Here is a 22,165-nt window from a genome sequence, read left to right on the forward strand (position 1 = left end):
GTCGTTCTGCTAACTGTGGCTGATGGAGAGTTGAAAGTCGTTCTGCGTCAGCGTAAGAACGATAGTGAATCGGATAATTGGATGTTGCCAGGGACCATGCTGCGTCATCGTGAGCGGCTCGGCGACGCCGTGCTTCGGTGCTTGGAGACTCGTATGCACATTCAGGGCCGATCTCCTCGGCAGCTGCACGTCTTCGACGACCCGAACCGTGACGAGCGGGGCTGGGTGCTCACGGTGACCCATTTGGACGTGCTCCCGCTCGCCGAGCTCGAGCTGGGGCTGCGACACGGACACGCGAAGCTGTCGCCTGTGACGGGCATTCCGGGTCTGCCGTTCGGTCACGATGCCATCATCGCGTGGGCAGTGGATGTCGTGCGGGAGAAGTACAGCCAGGAGCCCGATCCGTGGGACCTCCTCGGGAGTCGCTTCACCGTGACTCAGCTGCGCGAGCTTCACGACGCGGTCCTGGGTCAGCCTCACAAGAAGGACACGTTCCGCCGACGAATGGAGCCTCAATTGGATGCTCTGGAGCAGCGGGCCACACCGCCTGGAAGCAACGGCTTGGGGCGCCCGGCGCGGATCTACCGGAAGCGTTCGGAGGGCGATCGGGTCGGATCGATCATGGCGCAGGTGTGACCAGCGTGCCCCGCTGAGCGGCTGGAGCAGCCTACGAGGCTCGCTGCGGCTCCGCGGCCTGCAGGTCCTCCCGCGGTGAGCGGTTGGCCTCCACGTCGAGCCGCCGCATGGAGAGCAGCGCCGCAGTGGCGATGAGAATGATGAGGCCCACTCCCATATAGATCGTCTGAGGCGTCCAGCCCGCATCGGTCAGCACGCCGGTGACCGTCGGGGCGATGATGGCGCCTAGGCGGCCGACTCCCAGTCCCCATCCGACGCCTGTGGAGCGCAGCCTCGTGGGATACGACTGCGGGGTCAGCGTGTAGAGCCCGGCGATGCAGCCGTTCGCGAAGAAGCCGACGAGGATGCCGACCACCAGCACCAGCGCCATCCAGTTGGCGGTGAAGACGAAGACTGCCATCAGTGTGCCGGCCAGGAGGGTGAACCAGGTGAGGGTCTGCCTCGTCGACCACCGAGCGGTGAAGAGCCCGAAGACCACGCAGCCGATCGCCCCGCCCAGGGTGAGCATCACGGTCACGAACATGGCCAAGGATTCGGTGAGTCCGCTGTCGTGCATGAGCGTCGGGGTCCACGAGTTGACGAAGTAGTAGCCGAACATCACCACAAAGAAGCTCACCCAGATCACGATGGTCACTCTCCGCTGCCCGGGAGCGAACAGGCCAGCGATCTCATTTCCTCCGGACGTCTCAGGCTCCTGCGCCGAGAGGGAGGCAGGCTTGGCCTGCAGGTCCACCGGCTCGGTGTAGCCGAGTCGCCGAGCAATGGAGTCGAGCTTCCGCTGGGCTCCTCGCGGCTGCCGCTGGTAGAGGTACTGCGGCGACTCGGGAAGGATGCTGAGCACGAGGGCCAGGGCGAGAATCGTCATCACGCCGCCGAACACATAGACCGAGCGCCACCCGAAGGCATCGATGAGAGCCATCATGATGGTGCCTCCCACCGCGCCGCCGAGTCCGAAGCCGGCTGCATAGATGCTGACCATCAGTCCGCGCCGCTTGCGGGAGGAGTACTCCGAGGCGATCACGTTGGTGCCGACGAGGATCCCTCCGACTCCCAGGCCCGTGATGAAGCGCCACAGGCTCAGCTCGGCCGGACTCTGAGCGGTGGCCGAGAGGAAGAGGCCCGCAGCATTGACGATGAGAGCCGCCACCGTCATGTTTCGCCGTCCGATCCGGTCGGCGACCGGGCCCATCGTCACTGCGCCGATCGCCATGCCGATCAGTGCGGCGCTCATCAGCAGCCCCAGAGCTGTGCCGGAGAGTTCGAACTCGCCCCGGATCGACGGTGCGGTGAAGGAGATCGCCAGGACGTCGTAGCCGTCCAGGGCGTTGAGGAACGCGACGACGCCGATGATGACGAACTGGTACATCCTCATCGGCGAGGATTCGATCTTTTCGCGCAGGTCCATACGGCTCCCTAAGTGTGATACGCATCTCAGTGCTGAGACCTGGATCACGCTAAGCCGGGGGGTGTGAGGGGTCAAGCGATGGTGGCCGCCTTGCGAAGAAGGGGGACAAATGTCCCGTTCCGCTTAGGTCGAGGCGCCTATGTCGCTCGCGCTGGAGTCCCCCTAGACTCATGAGTGAGCAACATCACACTGTACGCAGAGAAATGGAGGCGGTCGTGTCGTCCTATACCCCAGAGGTGGAGGGGACCCACATCTTCGACGCCCGCAAGAGCCGGCAGGCTCGGGCTCTCAACAAGATGCTGTTTTCGCTCAAGCACCCGGAGAACCGGGAAGAGTTCACCGCCGATGAGGCTGCCTACTGTGACAAGCACCGGCTCAATGAGGAGCAGAAGCGGGCAGTCCTCGAGAGGGATTGGAAGGGGATGACCGAAATCGGGGCGTCCATCTTCTACGTCATCAAGCTGGCCGCGATCGACAAAAAGTCGATGCAGGACCTCGGGGGCGTCTTCACGGGCATGAGCACAGAGGAATTCACCGCAGAACTACGAGCAGGAGGGCGGAAGTTTGGCTGAGATCATCTGGGGACTGGCGACGTCGCATGTGCCGTCGATCGGCGCAGCCATGGACAACGAGAAGACAGAGGACGACCTCTGGAAGCCGCTCTTCGACGGGTACGCCCCCGCCCGGGAATGGATGGCTGAGCACACTCCCGATGTGGCGATCGTCGTCTACAACGACCATGCGAATGCTCTGGACATGTCCTTCATCCCCACATTCGCCATCGGAGCCGCTGAGGAGTACGACGTCGCGGATGAGGGGTACGGCCCGCGCCAGGTGCCGCAGGTGGTCGGGGATGCTGAGCTCTCGGAGCACCTGCTGGTCAATCTGGTGGACGAGGGCTTCGATATGACCGTCTTCCACGAAATCGACGTGGACCACGGGCTGACCGTTCCGCTCTCCGTCTACACACCGGATCCGGGGGACTCGTGGCCCTGCCGGGTGGTGCCGATGCTCGTCAACGTGCTCCACTACCCGCAGCCGACCGCGAAGCGCTGCCTCCAGCTGGGCGAAGCTCTGGGCAGGGCGATCCGCTCCTACCCCGAGGACATCAAAGTGGCGGTGTTCGGCACCGGGGGCATGTCTCACCAGCTCTCCGGCGAGCGGGCCGGGCTCATCAACCAGGAGTTCGACCGGAACTTCCTGGACAAGATCGAGACTGACCCGCAGTCCCTGGCAGAGATCTCCCGCGCTGAGTACGTGGAGGAAGCAGGTGCCGAGGGCATTGAGATGATCATGTGGCTCATCATGCGAGGAGCACTGGGCGAGAAAGTTCGCCGGGTCCATGACACCTACCACGTGCCGGCATCCAACACTGCGGCCGCGATGGCGCTCTTCGCCACCGATGCTGCCGAGTAGGACGGTGCCGTCCGGGCGGCCGTCTGAGCTGAGGAGGCTCCTTCGATGAGCACATTCGTTCTGATATCCGGTGCGTGGCACGGAGGCTGGTGCTGGCAGCGTGTGGTCCCGAGGCTCCAGAAGTCGGGGCACGAGGTCCACACCCCCACCCTGACCGGCCTTTCGGACCGGGCCCACCTGGTCGCACCGTCGGTGGGGCTCGACACCCACATCGACGATGTCGTGAACTACATCCAGGCCTATGACCTCACCGAGGTGGTCCTGGTGGGGCACAGCTATGCCGGACAGGTCATCACGGGAGTGGCAGACCAGCTGCCGGAGCGTCTCGCCCGTCGCGTCTATCTGGACGCCTTCATAGGAGACGGCCGCCCGGCCATCGAGCTGCTGCCGGAGCAGGTGGCGCACCACTACCGCGAGTCGGTGCAGGATTCCGGGTTCGGATGGCTGATCCCGCCGCGACCATTGGAGAAGCTCGGAGTCACTGAGGAGCGGGACCTGAACTGGCTCACGCCGCGGCTCACGCCGCACCCGTGGAAGACCTACACGGATCCGCTCACGCTGCGCGGCAGTGCAGACGCGGTGCAGCCGGCCTATGTGGAGTGCACCGACTGGATGCGGGTATTCCGGCCCTTCCGCGAACAGGCCAAGGAGGCAGGGTGGGAGGTCCGGGAGATCGCCACGGGCCACGAGGCTATGGTCACAGCCCCTGACGAGCTCGCGGAGGTCCTGCACGATCTAGCCGAACAGACACGCGCCTAGGAGCAGACGCCCATGGAATTTCTCGTACGATTCGAAACCGACCTCCCCGACTCGCTGAGCAGCGCTGAGAAGGCGGAGCTCAAGAGCGCAGAGCGAAGCCGCGCCGCAGAGCTGCGCGAAGCAGGAATCCTGAAGAGGCTCTGGCGGGTGCCCGGACGCAGAGCCGTCGTGGGGCTGTGGGAGGCCTCGGATGCGACTGCGCTCCACGAGGCGCTGTCCTCCCTGCCTCAGTTCCCGTGGATGGATGTCGACGTCGAGCCGTTGGCAGTCCACCCGCAGGAGAGGTGAGCGATGCCGATGCCGTCCGTCGGTGCGCCCTCGGCCGTACCGCAGCGGCTGGAAGGGACAGTGTCCATCGTCACCGGAGCTTCCGGAGGACTCGGCCGCAGCCTGGCGGCAAGGCTCGCCGCTGAGGGAAGCACGGTCGCCTGCCTCGATGTCACCGAGCCTGTCCCGGACTCGGCCGACGATTCGCCGGGAGAGAACGAGCATCTCTTCGACTGCGACATCACCGATGAGGGCCAGGTCAGCAGGACTGTCTCCGAGGTGGCTGAGCGGTTCGGGGGGATCGACATCCTCGTCAACAACGCCGGGCTGCTCTCTGGGCGCCGGAGCTTTCTTGAGGCGACACCCGAAGAGATGCACCGGTACTTCGACGTCAACGCTGTCGGCCCGCTGCTCATGTCGCAGGCCTGCTGCCCGCACCTGCGAGACAGCGAATGGCGCGGCCGCATCATCAACGTAGCCTCCCGAACATTCTTCACCGGCAACCCCGGTCAGCTGGCATACATAGCCTCCAAAGGCGCGCTCATGGGCATGACCCGGGTCCTGGCCCATGAGTTGGGCGAGGACAGGATCACCGTCAACGCTGTCATGCCCGCGCAGGTGGCGACCCCCGGAACCAGGGAGCACTCCGGGGAAGAGGTCTTCGCGAAGACCATGGAGAGGCAGGCGATCAGGGAGTTCGTCACGCCCTCCCACTTTGCCGGGATGGTCGCCTACCTCGCCTCGCCGGACGGCATGCTGGTGACCGGCCAGACCATGGTCTGCGACGGCGGCGGCCTGATGAGATGACCCAACTATCCGAACTGCAAAGGCGGTAACCGATCCATGGCACAGGAGAAGAACTCAGTCGTAGTCTTCAGCGCCCATTCCGGCGATTTTGTCTGGCGCGCAGGAGGAGCCATCGCGAAATCGGCGGCCAGAGGGGACGACGTGCACGTCATCTGTCTGAGCTTCGGCGAGCGCGGCGAATCGCAGGGGCTGTGGCGCCAAGAGGGCATGACCATGGACACAGTGCGTCGGGTGCGTCGTGAGGAAGCCTCCTCTGCGGCTGAGATCCTCGGTGCCAGCACAGACTTCCTGGACCTCGGCGACTACCCCCTGTCCGTTGACGAGTCAGCATTCGACACTGTGGTCGACCTGCTGCGTCAGTACCAGCCGAACACCATCCTGACGCACGTGGCGCAGGACCCGTACAACCGTGATCACAACATGGCTCACGAGGTTCTGCTGCGTGCCCGCATGGTGGCGCAGGCGATGGGCCATCAGACCGAGAACCCGCCCATCGGGGCGCCGCAGGTTCTGATGTTCGAGCCCCACCAGCCCGAGATGTGCGGCTTCTCGGTGGATCTGCTGCTGGACATCACGGACGTCTTCGACCTCAAGCGCCGGGCGATGGAGTGCATGGGGGCCCAGAGCCATCTGATCGAGTACTACACAGACCTGGCGGTGCGCCGGGGAGTTCAGGCGGTGCGCAACGGTGGGTCGAAGTCCATCACTCACGCCGAGGCGCACGCCCGCCTCTTCCCCGTAGTGGGAGGAGAGCTCGTATGAATCACAGGATCGTCCGGACCCGCTCCATACGGCCCCCTGACCCCGCTGCGCTTGAGACGTTCGGCAGGCTCGGCGTCGCCACTGTCCACGAGGCGATGGGCAAGCGAGGTCTGGCGGATCCGGTGCTGCGTCCGATCTACCCCGGGGCACGCATCGCTGGTCGTGCCGTGACCGTCCTGAGTCACCCGGGGGACAATCTGATGATCCACGCGGCTGTGGAGCAGTGCGGGGAGGGCGATGTCTTGGTGGTCGCTCTCAGCTCAGGGTCCACCGACGGAATGTTCGGAGATCTCTTCGCCGCTGCGCTCAAGGCTCGCGGCACGCGGGGCCTGATCATCGACGCCGGAGTCCGTGACGTCGCAGATCTCACAGAGATGGGCTTCCCCGCATGGTCCAAGGCCGTGCACTCCCAAGGCACCAATAAGCTCAACCCCGGTTCGGTGAACGTTCCGGTGCAGCTGCCCGGCGTCACGGTCCGCCCGGGGGATGCTGTCGTCGCCGATGACGACGGCGTCGTCGTCGTGCCCCGCGATGAGGCCGGCGCCGTTGCGGCGAAGGCCCAGAGCCGCGCGGACAACGAGGCGGAGAAGCGTGAGCAGTTCATCGGCGGCGTTCTCGGGCTAGACCTCTACGGCCTGCGCCCGAAGCTGGAAGAATTGGGCATCGAGTACGTCGACGCCGAGGAAGACTGACCAAGGGGGGTGAGCTGATGTCGCCCGACCCGCATGGTGATTCCGAAGCGGTGCGGCGCCGAGAGCGGCGCGCCTCGGCCGTCGCCCGCACTGCTGCACGGGTGGCCTCAGAGCGTTCCCTGCCCGCGACTCTGCGCGCACTGGCCCACGAGATCCTGCAGACCGACGGGCTGGCCGGGGTGCAGGTTCTCACGAATCTCCACCCGGGGGAGAAGCTCCACATGCTGGGCATCGCCGGCTTCCCCGCCTCCCAGAGCAGCGACTTCTTCTCCCGACTGATGGAGTGCCAGCGCCTGGGCGCCGACCTGCGCATGCTGGATGTGTTCCACAGCGGCGAGCGGGTGGTGATCCCCCATCGATATCAGGCGGTGATGAGCAACCCGGCCTGGGGGCCGCTTCACGAGTATCACCGCCACCCCGAGTGGGACGCCTTCGCTTCGGTGCCCATCAAAGTCCGCCAGTCCACCATCGGCGTGCTCAACGCGTTCGTCTCCCCGGGCAAGGAGATTGATGAGGAGGGCCTCGAGTTTCTCACCGCGATGGCTGAGCAGGCCGGCCTGGCCATCGACTACGCCTCGCTCCTGGAGCAGGAGAGATCCGCAGCCCAGCGCGAAGAGCGGCAGCGCCTCGCCCAAGACCTTCATGATTCTGTGGTTCAGCAGGTGTTCTCCATGGGGATGCTGACGCAGACCCTCAAGGTGCTCGGCGAGGACGGCCGCCCGGAGAGCCTGGACCGGATCCGCGAGATCACCGCTGACCTGCAGGACATCACCGGATCAGTGCTCAAGGACCTGCGGGGTCTGGTTGCCCAGCTTCGTCCTTCCGCGACATCCGGGACCGGACTGCGCCACGCGCTGAGGGAGCTCGAAGCAGCCACTCACCGCCAGACCGGAGTCCGTTTCCGCACCAGCATCGGGGGGATCGCAGATGACGTCGAGGGGGATTTTGCCGAGGACCTCTATCACGTCATCGCAGAGGCGGTGCACAATGCGGTCAAGCACTCCTCGGCGGATCTCATCACCGTGACCCTGGAGCTGGACGAGGCCGGCACAGTGCAGCTGTGCGTCCGCGACAACGGCAGTCAGCCCGGGAGCTCCGTGGTGCCTGCGGATCCGCAGGAGGGCCATGGGCTGAGCTTTATGCGCCAGCGAGTGACGCGCTGGCGGGGTGAGCTGACTATAGAGTCAGGCCGAGGGGGTGCCGGCACCGCAGTGCGTGCTGAGATTCCCTTCCGGACTCTCAGCTTCACCGATGATGAGGCGCCCCGCACCTCAGAGAGACAGGACGAAGACCTCTATGACTGAGCCGCTGACCGTTCTCATCGTGGATGATCATGCCGTCGCCCGGCGCGGGATCTCCGCCTATGTTGATGTGCTCGATGACATCGAGTCTCGGGGGGAGGCTGCGGACGGTCAGGATGCGCTGGACCAGCTCGCCCAGCTGGAGCGGAGCGGACGGCTGCCGGACGTCGTGCTGCTGGACCTGGTCATGCCGCGCATGGACGGCGTGACCGCCATGAAGGCGATGCGCCAGCAGTTCCCCTCTGTCAAGGTGGTGGTGCTGACCAGCTTCGGCGAGACGGAGCGGCTGAACACCGTGATGCAGCTCGGCGCGGTCGGCTACCTGCTCAAGGACGCTGGGCCGCTGGAGGTCGCCTCGGCGATCCGCGCTGCGGCTCGGAACGAGGTCTTCATCGACACGGCCATGGCGAAGAAGCTCACCCAGATCATGGGCTCTCCTGCCAGCGGCATCTCCTCGCTGACTCAGCGGGAGAGGACTGTGCTGACCCTCGTGGGGGAGGGGCGCTCCAACAGGGAGATCGCCAAGGAGCTGTACATCTCTGAGCGTACGGCGCGCACGCATGTGTCCAACATGCTCGGCAAGCTGAACCTGAGCTCCCGGACCCAGGCGGCCCTGGTAGCGGTCAACGCCGGGCTGGTCGCGCCTCCAGCCTGAGCGCGCCGAGGCCGACGCCGAAGGCGCAGTGCGAGACATACGTCTCGGAAGAAGTCAGGCCTAATACCCTACGGAGTTAGCTGCGTCACATCTTAGAGTTGCTGTGAAGCAGGTCACGGACCCGACGGGCAGCAGTGATCGCCGCTAAAGCTCGAACTCTAGGAGATCGCCCATGGCCAAACCCATAGCAGCCACTGACGCGGAGAAGCAGGCTCTCGCCAAGCTTCTGAGTCACATCGGCTACGAGATCATGCCGTTCAAGTCGGCGAAGGACAAGGTTCTCGCCGAAGTGCCCACCGACGTCCCCCTCACCGTCACGGCGACAGGGGGCAAGGGACTGGAGCCGACTCTTGAGCTCGCGATCCTCCTCCATCAGCAGGGGTACACGGTGGCCCCGCACCTCCCGGCTCGGCTGGTCACAGGGGCGGAGGAGCTCGATCGGATCGTCACCCGTCTGGAGTCCGCTGAGATCAGGCGGGTCTTCATCATTGCTGGAGACGCCGAGGAGTCCGCAGGCGAGTTCCATGGAGCTCTCGACCTGCTGAAGGCCCTCGAGCGGCGCGGGCACCACTTCGAGAACATCGGCATCGGCGGGTATCCCGAAGGTCATGCCTTCTTCCCGACCGAGGACATCGACCAGGCCCTGCGGGACAAGGCCCCCTATGCCGACCGGATCCTCACCCAGATCTGCTTCAGCGCCGACACGTTCCTCACGTGGGGCGAACGTGTTCGCAGCGAAGGCGTGGACCTCCCCATCTACGCAGGCATGCCCGGACCGGTCAGTCGTCAGAAGCTGATGCGCATCTCCGCGAGCCTCGGACTCGGCCAGTCGGCGAGCTTCCTGAAGAAGCAGCAGAACATGCTTTGGAAGTTCTTCAGCCCCAGCGGATACAAGCCCACCAAACTTCTCCGCGGCCTGGTCCAGAACCTGGCAGGTTCTGAGGCCAACATTGCCGGCCTGCACATCTTCACCTTCAACGACCTCGCGGCGGCGGAGCAGTGGCGACGAGATCTGATCGCCCAAACACGGTAGCCCCACCCCTATTGACGACTGACCCCCCACGTGACAGGAGTTCCAGTGGAGACACTCACTTCCAGACCCGAGAGCAGCTCAGCCCCCGCATCGATGGACAGCACCGTCGCCGACCCCCAGCAGGAGAACACGGCGCGGCTGATCGTGCAGGGCACTGACCGTCCGGGCATCGTCAGAGCGATCACCGGCACGCTGGCCGATTTCGGCGCCAATATCGCGTCCCTGGACCAGCACACCTCCGACCCGGAGGGTGGGAGGTTCTTCCAGCGCACCCTGTTCTCACTGCCGAACCTCTCCGCCGTTGTCGAGGATCTCCGCACCAGGCTCGGAGAGGTGCTCAGCGAATTCGGGATGGAGTGGCAGCTGGTCGAAGCCAAGAGGCTCAAACGGGTGGCCGTCTTCGCCTCCAAGTCGGATCACTGCCTGCTGGACCTGCTGTGGCGTCAGCGGCGCGGGGAGCTTCCGGTCATCATCACCATGGTGGTCTCCAACCACCCTGACCTCAGCGATGACGTCCGCGCGTTCGGAATCCCCTACTTCTATGTGCCGGTGGAGAAGGGCAGGCGCGAAGAGGCTGAGGCCCGGCACTTGGAGCTTCTGCAGGACAACGTGGACCTGGTGGTGCTGGCGCGCTATATGCAGGTCCTCACCGAGGACTTCATCAACCGAGTGGGCGTGCCGATCATCAATATCCACCATTCCTTCCTCCCCGCCTTCATCGGTGCGGGCCCGTACCGCAAAGCCAAGGAGCGCGGCGTGAAGCTCATCGGGGCGACGGCGCACTACGTCACCAAGGACCTCGACGAGGGTCCGATCATCGCCCAGGACGTCATCAGCGTCACTCATCAGGAGACTGCGGATGACCTGCAGCGCCGCGGCGCCGATGTGGAGCGCCGCGTCCTGTCCACGGCGGTCGAAGCTCACTGTGAGGATCGGGTGCTGCGAGACGGCAACGCCACGATCGTCTTCTGACCCACGAGTTCGAAGGAGGCAATATATGTCCGCTCAGATCCTCGACGGCCGCGCGACGGCACGTGCCATCGTCGAAGACCTCGGTGACCAGGTCCAGCAGCTCAAGGCAGAGACCGGCAAGGCTCCGGTTCTGGCCACCGTCATCGTCGGCGATGATCCGGCCTCGCACACCTACGTGCGCATGAAGGTCGACCGCAGCCGCAAGGCAGGCATCGAGCCGCGGCAGATCACTCTGGACGCAGCGTCGACCACCGAGCAGGTCGTCGCAGAGGTCAGGGCCCTGTCCGAGGACGACGATGTCGACGGAATCCTGGTCCAGCACCCGGCTCCGTCCCAGGTCGACGAGGCCCAGGTGTTCGGCGCGATCGATCCGGCGAAGGACGTCGACGGCGTGACCCCCGGATCGCTGGCGTCGATGGCGTTCGCTGAGCAGGGCTTCCGCTCTGCCACACCGGGCGGAATCATGCGCCTCTTCGATCACTACGGGATCGAACGTGCCGGCAAGGAGGCGGTGGTCGTGGGGCGCAGCAGGATCCTCGGCATTCCGATGGGACTGCTGCTGCTGGCAGACGATGCCACCGTCACGTACTGCCACTCAAAGACCCCAGACCTGCAGGCGGCCGTCTCACGGGCCGACATCGTCGTCGCCGCAGCGGGCCGCCCCCATCTGATCAGAGGCGAATGGATCAAGGAGGGGGCGGTCGTGGCTGATGCCGGATATGCGGACAACACCGGCGATGTCGAGTTCGAGGCCGCCTCCGAACGCGCCAGCTGGATCACCCCGGTCCCGGGCGGGGTGGGTCCGATGACCATCGCCTGTCTGCTGGAGCAGACCGTCCAAGCCCATCGGCATCGTCATGGCCTGACCTGACGCCTTCTGCCGAACCCGATGAATCTGTCTCAACGAGAGGAACATGAACATGTCGACCAAGTCCCTGCAGGACGTCCTGGACGCATCCGGCGACGTCGTCAACCACCTGCGCAACGTCCAGGTGGGCGCCTACGTCTACCCGGTGGTGGCGGCCGAGTTCACCAACTGGCGCAACGAGGTCCAGGCGTGGCGAGAGAGCGCTGTGCTCTTCGACCAGACCCACCACATGGACAACCTCTACATCGAGGGGCCCGATGCGCTGAAGCTGATCTCTGACACTGCGATCAACTCGGTGGCGAACTTCCCCGTCAACAAGGCGAAGCAGTACGTGCCAGTGACCCCCTACGGCCACGTCATCGGCGACGGCATTCTGTTCCGTGAGGCGGAGGAGAGGTTCGTGTACGTCGGCCGCAGCCCTGCCGCCAACTGGCTGATGTTCCACGCCGAGACAGGCGACTACAACGTCGAGCTGACGATCGATCGTCGTTCGCCATCCCGTCCGATGGGCAAGAAGGTCACCCGCGAGGAATGGCGCCTGCAGATTCAGGGCCCCAACGCCTGGAGCGTCATCGAGAAGCTGCACGGCGGGCCCCTGGAGAAGCTGAAGTTCTTCAACATGTCATCGATGAACGTAGGCGGAAAGCAGGTCCGGACGCTGCGCCACGGTATGGCGGGCGCCCCCGGGCTGGAGCTCTGGGGACCGTACGAGGACTACGACTTCATCCGCGAGACCATCCTCGAAGCCGGCGCTGAGTTCGGACTTGAGCCGGCTGGGGCCCGGGCATACTCCTGCAACACACTGGAGTCCGGCTGGATCCCCTCCCCGCTTCCGGGCATCTACTCGGGGGACGAGCTCGCGGACTACCGCAAGTGGCTGGGCGCTGACAGCTACGAGGCCAACTCGGCGGTGGCAGGGTCCTACGTGCCGGACTCCATCGAGGGCTACTACACCACTCCTTGGGAGCTGGGCTACGGGGCCTTCATCAAGCACGACCACGACTTCATCGGCGCTGACGCGCTGAAGAAGATGGACCCGGAGGCCCAGCGCAAGAAGGTGACCCTCGCATGGGACGGCGACGATGTCGCCACCATCAACGCCTCCATGTATCAGAAGGACCTGCCACCGTATAAGTTCTTCGACCTGCCGAACGCGAACTACGGCGCATCGAACTTCGACGCAGTTCTCGATGAGTCAGGTGCAACGGTGGGACTGTCCATGTTCACCGGGTACAGCTGGAATGAGAAGCGTGCGCTCTCACTGGCCATCGTCGACCCCTCGGTGGAGATCGGCTCCCAGGTCCAGGTGCTCTGGGGCGAGCCCGACGGCGGCACAGCCAAGTCCTCCGTCGAGCCGCACCGCCAGTACGCCGCCAACGCCGATGTGAGCCCGGTGCCCTACTCCGAGGTGGTGCGCCAGACCTACACCGACGGCGGATGGCGCAAGAAGGCTGTGTAGGCCTAAGCCGCGAGGCGCCGAGCCGACTACCACCGGGCCACCGGAGAGCGCGGCCTGGATGTGAACACCGGTCCCCGGTGAGGGCGGCGCAGCAATGCTGCCTGCAGTCCAAACCGGGGACATGGACTTCGCGACAGGCCATCCGCTGTCCCTGCTCGTGGCAGTCGAGCAGGGGTTGGACATGCGCATCGTTTCGGGGCGGTCCCACTCCCTGACCGAAGGTCAAGACATCAATGCCGTGGTGGTGCGTGAGGACTCTGAACTGGAAACGTGGAGTGACCTTGAGGGTCAGTCCGTTGCGGTGAATGTTCTGAGCGGGCAGGGCGATCTCACGATTATTGAGGCCGCTCAGAGCGACCCCGAGGGCACCGCAGAGGCTCTCTCCAACTTCTTGGATATGGACGAAGAAGCAGCTGCTCAGGTGAACATGGAGGAGTTCGATGGTGCGATCCGTCGGGAGCCTCTCGAAGACATGGGTGAGCTGATGGTCGATTACGGCTTCATTGACGAGATGCCTGATCTGGACACTGTCATAGTCGACCGGGAGGACGTGGAGTAAGCGAGGGCTCAGGCGGCACGCTGGGCAGAGCAGAGTGGGGCGAGCACCGGCCGAAGCCCTTTCAAAGTGACGCAGCTCCGTGGCCGCGATGGGGCCGACTTGAAGGGGACGGGCCCATGCGGTGCGCTATCGGGGTGCGTGGCGGCAGTCTGCCGAGGATGGTTCCGAAGGGTTCAGGTCAGGCAGTCCCTTTGAACGGTTCGATCCAGACGCTCTTCCCGGCCCCTTATTCCTGGCTTCCGAGGCGTACCCACGTTCCTGTCAGCGTACGGTGCCATTCATTGGGTGTGATCCTTGACACACTGTGGGTAGAATTTTATTCTTATCAAAGTGATGTATATCTTTATACCTAGAACTTATAAGCGGCTCATACGGCACCAGTGACTCATTTTAGGGCTTAGGGAATCTGTGTTCCAGACCGGTCATTCAAGGAAGAGTGACAAAAAGGGGAAAACGTGTTCAAGAACGTTAAGAAGCCAAGCGTCGCGGCCCGCAGAAGTGCAGCGGCCATCGGGCTCACTGGGATGTTGCTGGGACTTGCAGCCTGCGGGGGAGAAGGTGATGCCGAAGCTGAGTCGGTTCAGCTGAACGTGGCCTCGTGGGCGACGCCCGATTCCGTCTCGGAGGAGATGGGCAACTGGTGGTACGAGGAGATCGAAGAGCGCAGCGAGGGGCGTCTCACCTTCAACATTGATGCCGCGGGTTCGCTCTGCAGCGCAGCCGAGATTGCTGAGTGCGTGCGCGACGGGCGCGCTGACGTGGGACAGACGGTGACGGACTACAGTCCGCAGCTCTTCCCCCAGGCGTCGATCACGAGCATCCCTTTCCTGAGCCTCAACGGCGAAGCGATCACTCGGGTGATCTATGAGCTCAGCACCGAGCACGAAGGGTCACAGCAGCTTTGGGAAGAGAACGGGCTGCATCCCATCGCGCACGTTTCCCCCGGCCGGCTTCTCCTCGGCGGGCAGGAGGAGCTGTCGTCGATCGAGGATCTGGAGGGACTGCGTCTGCGCATGGCTGGGCAGTATGCCGAGCAGGCGGTAGACGCTGCGGGAGCGAGTTCAGTGTCGCTCACGGCGCCGGAGACCTACGAAGCGCTCGAGCGTGGGGTGGCGGACGCATCGGGGTCCCCCCTCGACGGAACGATCGCCTTCCAGCTCAAAGACGTGCTCTCAGACTGGAGCGATCCCGGCATCGGCGCCTACACGACCATCGGCATGTGGATGAATCACGACGTCTATACCGACCTGCCCGAGGACCTTCGTGAGGTGGTGGACGAGGTGACGGAGGAGTTCAACCGCGAGCAGGCGTCCGCGATCTTCAACGAGGTCACTCTGGAGCAGTGCGACATGCTCCTGGACACTATCGGTGACCTCCGGCAGTGGGACGAGGCCGACACCCAAACGTGGAGCGACGAGCTGGGCGACAGCCTCGAGGAGCGGTGGGTTGAGGATGCCGAAGGCAACGGTCTCAGCAACGCCGACGAGTATCTGTCGGCGTATAAGGACAAGCTCGATTCCTACGAAGGCGAAGTGAGCGAGGACCCGACGGCCGCATGCGCTGACCGCTGAGCCGAAATTCCATTGCCCAAATCGGTGCAGGGCGTCGTGAACGCTCTGCACCGAGGAGCGAAGAAGGTCAGATATGTCTCACGTGCCTCCCAATAAGCTCTCAGGTCTTCTGCGGCGGCTGGCGTTGAGGCTCGCGGCACCGCTCGGTGCGTTGGCGTCTCTCTCCACGATCGCGATCATGGTCGCAGTCACAGTGGACGTCGTGTCGAGGAACGTGGCGGGCAGGTCGGTTCCAGGCCTGCTGGAAATGAGTGAGAGTGCACTTGTCGCCACAGTCTTCTTGGGACTCGCCTACACCGGAGCCACCAACGCGCACGTCGCCGTGGACCTCATGACGGACAAGCTCCCGCTGCCCGTCGCGCGCAGGCTCGCTGGGACAGTGTGGTTGGCGGTCTCCGCGATGGTCGTGTGGTTCATCTATGCAAGCTTCGAGCGCGCGTCGGCAAGCACCGCAGCGAGCGAAGTGACCCATGGTTTGATGGAGTGGCCTGTCTGGCCGTCCCGCTGGCTTCTCGTGGTCGGCTTTGTGGCCTTCCTGATGATCTCACTGGTCAATACCTACCTATCCTTCCGCAACGAACCGCTCCTCGGCGAGGCTGAGGACTTCCGGGAAGACGACGAACTCTCCACGAGGGAGGAAGCGGGCTCATGACGCGTTTCAGTGCAGCCGCAGCGACTGGCCATGGGGAGGCGAGCCAATGAGCGACAACCTAGTCGTCCTCCTGGTCATCGTTCTGCTCATAGCCCTGCTGCTGTCCCGTATGCCCGTCTGGATCGCGCTGGCCATATCTGGAGGTGCCGGCCTCCTTCTGCTGCGCGACTCAGACTTCGTGACCAGCACGCTGGCATCCAGTGCGTTCGAGCAGACCTCGACCTTCTCCCTGACGATCATCCCCATGTTCATCCTTCTCGGGGTCTTTGCGGTCAGAGCGAGGATCGCGGAGCAGGTCTTTGCGGTTGCTCGACGCGCGTTCCGTGTCCTGCCAGGCGGCTTGGGCATCTCCACGGTGGCGGCTTGCGCCGGGTTCGCAGCCGTCTCCGGGTCGAGCATAGGCACCGCTGCGACCATGTCGAAGCTCTCCATTGGGGAGATGCGACGGGCTGGCTACCCCGTCAGTCTGGCGGGCGCGCTCGTAGCCGTCGCTGGAACGTTGGGGGCCATGATCCCCCCGAGTCTGTTCCTGGTCCTGTATGCGATTCTCACCGGCGAATCGATCGGCAGAATGCTTGCGGCAGGAATCGTGCCCGGTGTGCTCTCGGCGGTCGCCTATGCGGCGTACATTCTGGTGAGAACTCGAAAGATGAAGCTCGTGCCGGTGAGCGCCTCGGGCGATGACCTCCACGCTGGCCTGGACGGCGCGGTGTCCGATGCGAAAGCTCGTGCAGCGTCAGACCGGCTGCCGCTGCGAGGCATCTTTCGGCTTGCCATCATCTTCGCCATCATTATGGGCGGCATCTATTCGGGCATCTTCACCGCCACCGAGTCAGCCGCCATTGGTGCGCTGTTCGCGCTTCTCATGGTGGCGCTCGAGTACCGTCGCGACGGCCTTCGCGCCATCGGAGTTCAGATCACAGAGGCGCTGAAAGAGACGGCTAAGACGACAAGCATGGTATTCGCCATCATTGTCGGATCCGCCATCCTCTCGCTCTTCTTCGTGGTGGCAGGCGTCCCGCAGTCGGTTGCCGGTTCGCTCACCTCACTGGACCTTCCTGACTGGCTCATCCTTGCCCTTCTGCTGGCGCTTCTCATTCCCCTGGGCATGGCTCTCGAGTCCATTTCGATTCTGGTCATCACCGTGCCGCTCATCTATCCGGTGGCGACGACCATGGGGTTCGACGGGATCTGGCTTGGGATTCTGATCGTTAAGCTCATCGAGATCGGCATGGTCACACCCCCAATAGGCATCAACTGCTTTGTAGTCTCGGGTGCCGCAGATATAAAGACGTCTGAGGTGTTTAAGGGTGTATGGCCCTTCGTCGCTATAGAAATAGCGCTCATCGTCGTATTCTTCGCTTTTCCAGACCTCGTTCTATGGCTGCCCTCGCTCGTGAATTAGTGGGCATGAGATGCGGTGCTAGAGAACCGACCAGAGGTTGATCAGGACCGCGGTCGGTGTTCGCACGCCGGCCCCCACAACTACTGTCGACTCAAGCCACTTGAGATCCTCGCCCGCGACTTCGAACCTGGGAGAGCAGCGGAAGTAGATTCTTTCCGGAGGCACGGGAGTGCCTTGTGCCAAGGCTGCGATGTCTTCAGCCGAACCGGTGCGATACGCCAGGTTGGACACGAAGATTCGCTCGCCGCTGTCGGCCTCAATGATGTAGCGGGCATCGAGGTCTGAAACCGTCGGCGATCGAATGACTTGAAAGTCCGCGCCGGCAGGCAGAACCGTCCCGTTCAGTGCTGGTCCTTGTGCCGTGCCGCCGAGGATGGGAACCACTCTTCGCCTACCCGCGTGTGTATTGCCGACCTCAATGGGGTGGTCAACGTTGATTTCGAGGCAGGTCAGGTACTCCATCTCCAACGAGCTGGGCAGGTCATGACGAGATGCTGGTTTCATGATTCTCCTTCTGTGTGGATGTCGCGGGGGCGGAGGGCATTCGAGCGCCTATCAGTGAGTACCCGTGAGGATGAGCTCTGCTGCCTCATGAGGCGCGTCCCACTGCGGGAAGTGCCCGCACCGGGGGAACCAGTGCAGGGCCGCGTCGGGGAACGCATCTGCGGCCCGGTGAGCCTGCCGGGGAACGGTGACGAGGTCCCGACGCCCCCACCCGATAGTGACGCGACCGGGAACTGATCCCAACGGTGCGCCCTGCTGCTTGGGCCCCTTCGTGAGTGCGTCCATGGCCGGGTCTGTCGCTGGACTGTCAGCCAACCCGAGCAGGTCGGGAAGCACAGTCTGCGGTGTCAGGGACCACGGCCGGGCCGAAAGCTGCGCGAGCAGTGCGCTGCGACTCACAGGGTTTCCCAACAGTGCCGGTAGGCGAGTGCGCAAGGCGCGAACGAGGGCGATGGAGGGACGAAGGGTGTAGCCGAAGACCGCGAGTTCGCGGTCGCTCCAGAACCCTCCGGGGGCGAGCGACACCGTGTCACCGCCGCCCCCGCGTCTGGCGAGCTCAAGGACGATTCGTCCACCCATCGACTGTCCCGCAGTGGCAACGCCCTCCAGACCCTGCTCACTGATGAACTGCGCGACGGAATCGGTGAGCGCGGCGATGGACACGTCGCCGGACAGGGGCGGCGTCTGCCCGAATCCGGGCAGGTCGACCGCGATGACCTCCCGCTTCGCTGCCAGCTCGTCGATGATGGGATCCCAGGACTGCAGGCCTGCGCCGAGGCCGTGCACCAGCAGCAATGGGCTTCCGGCGCCTCGCCTTACGTGGTGAAGACTCATCAGACCATCGTACGGCCGGGCTCCGCACGTACGGCCCGTCAAAGTCGGGGCGAGCTTCCCCGTCTAGGACGGGGGTGCGGGCTGAGTGTGCGCCTCTCTGGCGCGATGGAACCGTTCAGCGAAGTCAATGAACCACTGCATTGACTCAGGATTGGCCAGCGACGCTGGGTTCACGGCGCGCTCGGGCGCTGTGCCCGCGAACAGCTTCTTGATCGGGACTTCCACACGCTTGTTGGAGTGGGTCTTGGGAATCGCGGGAGCGCTGATGATCTCGTCCGGAACGTGACGCGCGGACGTGCGGCTCCTGATCTGTCGCTTCATCCGCTCGATGAGGTCCTCGGTGAGTTGCGCCTCCCCGCGGAGCACCACGAACATCGGCATGTAGTACCCACCGTCGGGCTGCTCCGCTCCCACCACCAGTGCATCTTCAATCTCGTCGATGCCTTCCAACGCTCCGTAGATGTCAGCGGACCCCAGCCGGACCCCCTGACGGTTCAGGGTCGCGTCGGAGCGGCCGTGAACGACGAAAGTGCCCTCGGGCTTCTCCGAAATCCAGTCGCCCTGGCACCACACTCCGTGGTATTTCTCGAAATAGGCCGCCATGTACTTCGAAGCGTCCGGGTCGTCCCAGAACCGGACCGGCATGGACGGCATGGGGCGAGTGATCACCATCTCACCCACATCGCCGATGACTCGTCCGCCGTCGTCGTCCCAGGCCTGCACTGCCACGCCGAGCAAGGGGCCCTGAAGCTCTCCGAGGTGGACCGGTTCCAGCGGGTTCGAGCCGATGAATCCGCTGCAGATATCAGTTCCGCCGGTGTCTGAGCCCAGATGGACATCGGCCTTGACCGAGCGGTGAACCCATGCCCAGGTGGAGTTCGGGAGAGGGGAGCCGGTGGAGAGTATCGACGTCAGCTGGGACAGATCCCAGTCCCTGCCTGGTTCCAGCCCTGTCTGCTCGACGAGGGTGAGGTAGGCGGCGCCCACGCCGAACATTGTGGCGCCGGTTGCTGCCAGCACCTCGAACTGCCGGTCCTTGCGGCCGTAGGTGGGAGACCCGGCGTAGGTGACCACCGCCGCGCCGGAGGCCATGTTGTTGACCAAGGTGTTCCACACCATCCACGAGGTGTTGGCAGCCACATAGTAGAGGTCGCCTGGGCCCATGTTCTGGTTCAGACCCGTACCTTTGCACGCCTCGAGGAGCATGCCCCCGTGGCCGTGGATGATGCCCTTGGGCTGGCCGGTCGTGCCAGAGGAGAAGAGCACCCACAGGGGGTGGTCGAAGGGCAGCCGCTCGTAGGAGGGCGCCACGGTACGGGCCGTCATCTCGTCGAACGCCAGGCGGCCGGCTGTCAGATTCGCACTGGGATCAAGGGTGCGAACGATGATCACGTGCTCGACGGTGGGCAGCCCTGCGAGGACGTCTTCCATGTGTTCCAGCTGGTCGAACTCTTTGCCGTTGAAGCGGTAGCCGTCGCTTCCGATGAAGACGGTGGGCTCAAGCTGCCGGACTCGGTCCAGCGTCGCGGCTGGGGAGAGGTCTGGTGAGCTGATGGTCCACATCGCCCCGATGGAAGCGGTCGCCAGCAGCCCGATGAGGGCCTCCGGGACGTTGGGCAGCACGGCGGCCACTCGATCTCCGGGGCGCACGCCCTGTTCGCGCAGTTGGGCGGCGAAGGAAGCAACTTTCGCCTCCAGTTCCCGCCACGTGAGTGTCTGCGTGGCGTTGTCCTCCTCTATGCGGAGCACTGCCGTGGTGTCCGCCATGGCGGGGTCGGCGGCGTGACGCAGGACGTTTTCGGCGTAGTTCAGGCGCGCCCCGGGGTACCAGAGGGCTCCTGGCATGCGCTCCTCTGCCAGTGCCGGTCCGTGGAGGCCGTCACCTATCAGCTCGAAGTACTCAGCGACGGCTGCCCAGAAATCTGACAGCTCGGTGACAGACCATCGCCACAGGTCCCGGTAGTCGGTGAGAGCGACGCCTCGGGTGCGGCCGACCCATCGCATGAAGTCCCACATGCGGGTGCTGGTGCGAAACTCCTCCGTCGGCGCCCACATGACAGGCGGTCGGGGGGAGCCGGCGGTCGAGAACCCGTCTGCTGACCTGTTCCTCTCAGACGTCAATGACTGCTCCCATCGGGCTTGAAGCGGCGGTTTCTGCCGCACTGTGTGCACGCCCCGATCCATGTGGTGGGCTCGTGGGTCTTCACCTTCTCCAACGGTGGCACATGGCGACGCTGTTCTCCCTATCCATTTCACGCGGCGGAAGAGGTCGGGCAGTGGGCGGGGACGCAGCCGTACACGCCTGAGGGTGCAGGAGGTTCCGTGCCCGCCTCGGCTGTGACGGGGATAGGCTCACCCGGTGAGCAGTCCCACGTCCAAACCCTCATTGCATCTGCTGGGTGTGCTGGCGGGTCTCATGGGAGCCGGCCCGCTCTTCATGCTGACGCTGTCCTCCACCTCGGCGGCAGTGGTCGAGCGCTTCGAGATCACAGCCGGTCAGCTGGGTCTGGTGGCGACCCTCGTCTTCGGGTCGGCAGCCGTGGCGGCGCGGCCGCTGGGCCGCTGGACCGATGTGGTCTCACTGAGGTGGCAGCTGCTGCTCAACTTCGGCGGGGTGGCGCTTTCGCTGCTGGTCGCCGCGCTGACCACCAGCTACCTGCTGATCTGTGTGGTGGCGGTGTTGGCGGGGGCCAGCCAAGCAATTTCCAATTCCACCACCAACCGGATGCTGCTCGAAGCGGTTCCTCCGGCGCAGCGGGCCAGCTGGATAGGGATGAAGCAGTCCGGCGTGCCCATAGCGCAGCTCTCCGCCGGTGCCTTCTTCCCCGTGATGGCTGTCTGGCTGGGGTGGACCGGAGCCGCTCTGGGTGGGGTGGCGCTGGTGGTGACGCTGAACATCTACGGCTTCTGGGTGCTGCGTCGGCACTATCACCCGCGCGAAGTGGATTCGGAGACATCGGCACCATCAGTCCGGGAGCCTGTCAGTCAGGCCTCGGACGGCCCCGCTCCTGCGGCAGAGAAGTCTTCAGTGGTCGCGCTGCTGACCCTGTTCTCTGTCCTCTTCGCCTTCAGCCTGCAGGCGCTGAATGTCTACATTCCCCTCTTCGCCGTGGAGCAGCTGGAGTTCTCGCTGGTGGCCGGCGGGCTGACCATCACGGTAAGCGGTGCGATCGGGATGTTCGCCCGCGTCTGGTGGGCCCGCAGGATCGGTGCGGGGCACCGGCCCTCGTCCCTGCTGCTGGGGATCGTCGGCGGGTCCCTGGTCAGTATGGGATTCCTGCTCGCGGCACAGCTGGGCGGCTTCGCCGCGCTCGTGTGGGCAGCTGCGATCGTCCACGGAGCCACCGCCCTGGGAGCGAACGTCATCATCAACGCGGCCGTGATGCGTGCCGCACCGCCCGGCAGGGTCGGTCGAGCCTCTGGAGTCACGTCGATGGGGATGTACGCCGGGTTCGCGCTCGGCCCGCTGACTGTGGGGTGGCTGCGAGACCTGGGCACCGATTTCACACTCAGTTGGACGGTCGCTGCGGCTATGTACCTCTGCACTGTTCCGATCCTGCTTATCCTGCGCTCACGCAGCCCCGAGGGCGATCAGCGCTGGTGAGGGC

Annotated in this window: 22 protein-coding genes and 1 pseudogene; 19 read left to right on the top strand and 4 right to left on the bottom strand. The window is 64.5% G+C overall.

What is annotated here, in order from left to right; all coding sequences use genetic code 11:
* Positions 1 to 96 precede the first annotated feature (96 nt).
* Positions 97 to 636 (top strand): NUDIX hydrolase, encoded by a 540-nt coding sequence (locus FS388_RS09210; RefSeq protein ID WP_168198673.1) that lies wholly within the window; start codon positions 97 to 99, stop codon positions 634 to 636.
* A 31-nt stretch (positions 637 to 667) separates the two neighbouring features.
* Here the strand turns inward: FS388_RS09210 and FS388_RS09215 are convergent, their stop codons facing one another.
* Entirely contained in the window at positions 668 to 2,041 is a 1,374-nt protein-coding gene (locus FS388_RS09215; protein WP_146341147.1) for an MFS transporter, read from the bottom strand.
* Between the two features lie 215 nt (positions 2,042 to 2,256).
* On the opposite strand from FS388_RS09215, the gene FS388_RS09220 reads away from it, so the two are divergent.
* The 17 genes and pseudogenes from FS388_RS09220 to FS388_RS09300 all read left to right on the top strand — a co-directional run bounded on the left by FS388_RS09220 (position 2,257) and on the right by FS388_RS09300 (position 17,219).
* Positions 2,257 to 2,613, top strand: a complete 357-nt coding sequence (locus FS388_RS09220; protein ID WP_210410177.1) for a protocatechuate 3,4-dioxygenase — start codon at positions 2,257 to 2,259, stop codon at positions 2,611 to 2,613.
* On the top strand, positions 2,606 to 3,457 hold the full coding sequence (locus FS388_RS09225; protein ID WP_146341149.1) for a class III extradiol dioxygenase subunit beta: 852 nt from the start codon (positions 2,606 to 2,608) through the stop codon (positions 3,455 to 3,457). The genes FS388_RS09220 and FS388_RS09225 overlap by 8 nt, the downstream gene beginning before the upstream one ends.
* 45 nt (positions 3,458 to 3,502) lie before the next feature.
* Entirely contained in the window at positions 3,503 to 4,216 is a 714-nt protein-coding gene (locus FS388_RS09230; RefSeq protein WP_146341150.1) for an alpha/beta fold hydrolase, read from the top strand.
* 12 nt (positions 4,217 to 4,228) lie between these two features.
* Positions 4,229 to 4,504, top strand: a complete 276-nt coding sequence (locus FS388_RS09235) for a muconolactone Delta-isomerase (RefSeq protein ID WP_146341151.1) — start codon at positions 4,229 to 4,231, stop codon at positions 4,502 to 4,504.
* Between the two features lie 3 nt (positions 4,505 to 4,507).
* Entirely contained in the window at positions 4,508 to 5,290 is a 783-nt protein-coding gene (locus tag FS388_RS09240) for an SDR family NAD(P)-dependent oxidoreductase (RefSeq protein WP_246836170.1), read from the top strand.
* Between the two features lie 36 nt (positions 5,291 to 5,326).
* Positions 5,327 to 6,052, top strand: coding sequence for a PIG-L deacetylase family protein (locus tag FS388_RS09245; RefSeq protein ID WP_146341152.1), 726 nt, complete (start codon positions 5,327 to 5,329; stop codon positions 6,050 to 6,052).
* A complete protein-coding gene (locus tag FS388_RS09250) occupies positions 6,049 to 6,744 on the top strand; it encodes a 4-carboxy-4-hydroxy-2-oxoadipate aldolase/oxaloacetate decarboxylase (protein WP_146341153.1) in 696 nt (231 codons plus the stop codon). Before FS388_RS09245 ends, FS388_RS09250 begins: the two co-directional genes overlap by 4 nt.
* Before the next feature lie 17 nt (positions 6,745 to 6,761).
* Complete coding sequence (locus FS388_RS09255) at positions 6,762 to 8,048, top strand: GAF domain-containing sensor histidine kinase (protein WP_146341154.1); 1,287 nt, start codon at positions 6,762 to 6,764, stop codon at positions 8,046 to 8,048.
* Positions 8,041 to 8,700 (top strand): response regulator transcription factor, encoded by a 660-nt coding sequence (locus tag FS388_RS09260; protein ID WP_146341155.1) that lies wholly within the window; start codon positions 8,041 to 8,043, stop codon positions 8,698 to 8,700. The genes FS388_RS09255 and FS388_RS09260 overlap by 8 nt, the downstream gene beginning before the upstream one ends.
* Positions 8,701 to 8,872: 172 nt before the next feature.
* Positions 8,873 to 9,733, top strand: a complete 861-nt coding sequence (locus tag FS388_RS09265; RefSeq protein ID WP_210410178.1) for a methylenetetrahydrofolate reductase — start codon at positions 8,873 to 8,875, stop codon at positions 9,731 to 9,733.
* 93 nt (positions 9,734 to 9,826) lie between these two features.
* Positions 9,827 to 10,705: a formyltetrahydrofolate deformylase gene (gene purU / locus FS388_RS09270; RefSeq protein WP_146341963.1), complete on the top strand. Its 879-nt coding sequence runs from the start codon at positions 9,827 to 9,829 to the stop codon at positions 10,703 to 10,705.
* Positions 10,706 to 10,730: 25 nt separating this feature from the next.
* Positions 10,731 to 11,576, top strand: coding sequence for a bifunctional 5,10-methylenetetrahydrofolate dehydrogenase/5,10-methenyltetrahydrofolate cyclohydrolase (locus FS388_RS09275; protein WP_146341156.1), 846 nt, complete (start codon positions 10,731 to 10,733; stop codon positions 11,574 to 11,576).
* Positions 11,577 to 11,625: 49 nt separating this feature from the next.
* Complete coding sequence (locus FS388_RS09280; protein ID WP_146341157.1) at positions 11,626 to 13,032, top strand: aminomethyltransferase family protein; 1,407 nt, start codon at positions 11,626 to 11,628, stop codon at positions 13,030 to 13,032.
* 88 nt (positions 13,033 to 13,120) lie between these two features.
* Positions 13,121 to 13,591, top strand: a pseudogene (locus tag FS388_RS09285) (ABC transporter substrate-binding protein); the annotation flags it as partial.
* A gap of 455 nt (positions 13,592 to 14,046) precedes the next feature.
* The gene (gene dctP, locus FS388_RS09290; protein ID WP_146341159.1) at positions 14,047 to 15,162 is read left to right on the top strand and encodes a TRAP transporter substrate-binding protein DctP; all 1,116 of its coding nucleotides are present in this window, start codon (positions 14,047 to 14,049) and stop codon (positions 15,160 to 15,162) included.
* Between the two features lie 73 nt (positions 15,163 to 15,235).
* On the top strand, positions 15,236 to 15,814 hold the full coding sequence (locus tag FS388_RS09295; protein ID WP_146341160.1) for a TRAP transporter small permease: 579 nt from the start codon (positions 15,236 to 15,238) through the stop codon (positions 15,812 to 15,814).
* 46 nt (positions 15,815 to 15,860) lie between these two features.
* Positions 15,861 to 17,219 carry a TRAP transporter large permease gene (locus FS388_RS09300; RefSeq protein WP_146341161.1) on the top strand — a complete coding sequence of 453 codons (1,359 nt, stop codon included), beginning with the start codon at positions 15,861 to 15,863 and terminating at the stop codon, positions 17,217 to 17,219.
* 18 nt (positions 17,220 to 17,237) lie between these two features.
* On the opposite strand, the gene FS388_RS09305 is transcribed toward FS388_RS09300, so the two are convergent.
* The 3 genes from FS388_RS09305 to FS388_RS09315 form a co-directional block, all read right to left on the bottom strand.
* The gene (locus FS388_RS09305; protein WP_246836172.1) at positions 17,238 to 17,681 is read right to left on the bottom strand and encodes a DUF3237 domain-containing protein; all 444 of its coding nucleotides are present in this window, start codon (positions 17,679 to 17,681) and stop codon (positions 17,238 to 17,240) included.
* A gap of 93 nt (positions 17,682 to 17,774) precedes the next feature.
* The gene (locus tag FS388_RS09310) at positions 17,775 to 18,557 is read right to left on the bottom strand and encodes an alpha/beta fold hydrolase (RefSeq protein ID WP_146341163.1); all 783 of its coding nucleotides are present in this window, start codon (positions 18,555 to 18,557) and stop codon (positions 17,775 to 17,777) included.
* A gap of 63 nt (positions 18,558 to 18,620) precedes the next feature.
* Positions 18,621 to 20,678, bottom strand: coding sequence for an acetoacetate--CoA ligase (locus FS388_RS09315; protein WP_210410179.1), 2,058 nt, complete (start codon positions 20,676 to 20,678; stop codon positions 18,621 to 18,623).
* Between the two features lie 238 nt (positions 20,679 to 20,916).
* Here FS388_RS09315 and FS388_RS09320 point away from each other — a divergent pair, with 238 nt between their 5' ends.
* Positions 20,917 to 22,161, top strand: coding sequence for an MFS transporter (locus FS388_RS09320; RefSeq protein ID WP_146341165.1), 1,245 nt, complete (start codon positions 20,917 to 20,919; stop codon positions 22,159 to 22,161).
* The last annotated feature ends 4 nt before the right edge of the window (positions 22,162 to 22,165 follow it).

Origin of the sequence: Nesterenkonia sp. NBAIMH1 (assembly GCF_007922635.1) — a bacterium.
Taxonomy (GTDB): domain Bacteria; phylum Actinomycetota; class Actinomycetes; order Actinomycetales; family Micrococcaceae; genus Nesterenkonia; species Nesterenkonia pannonica.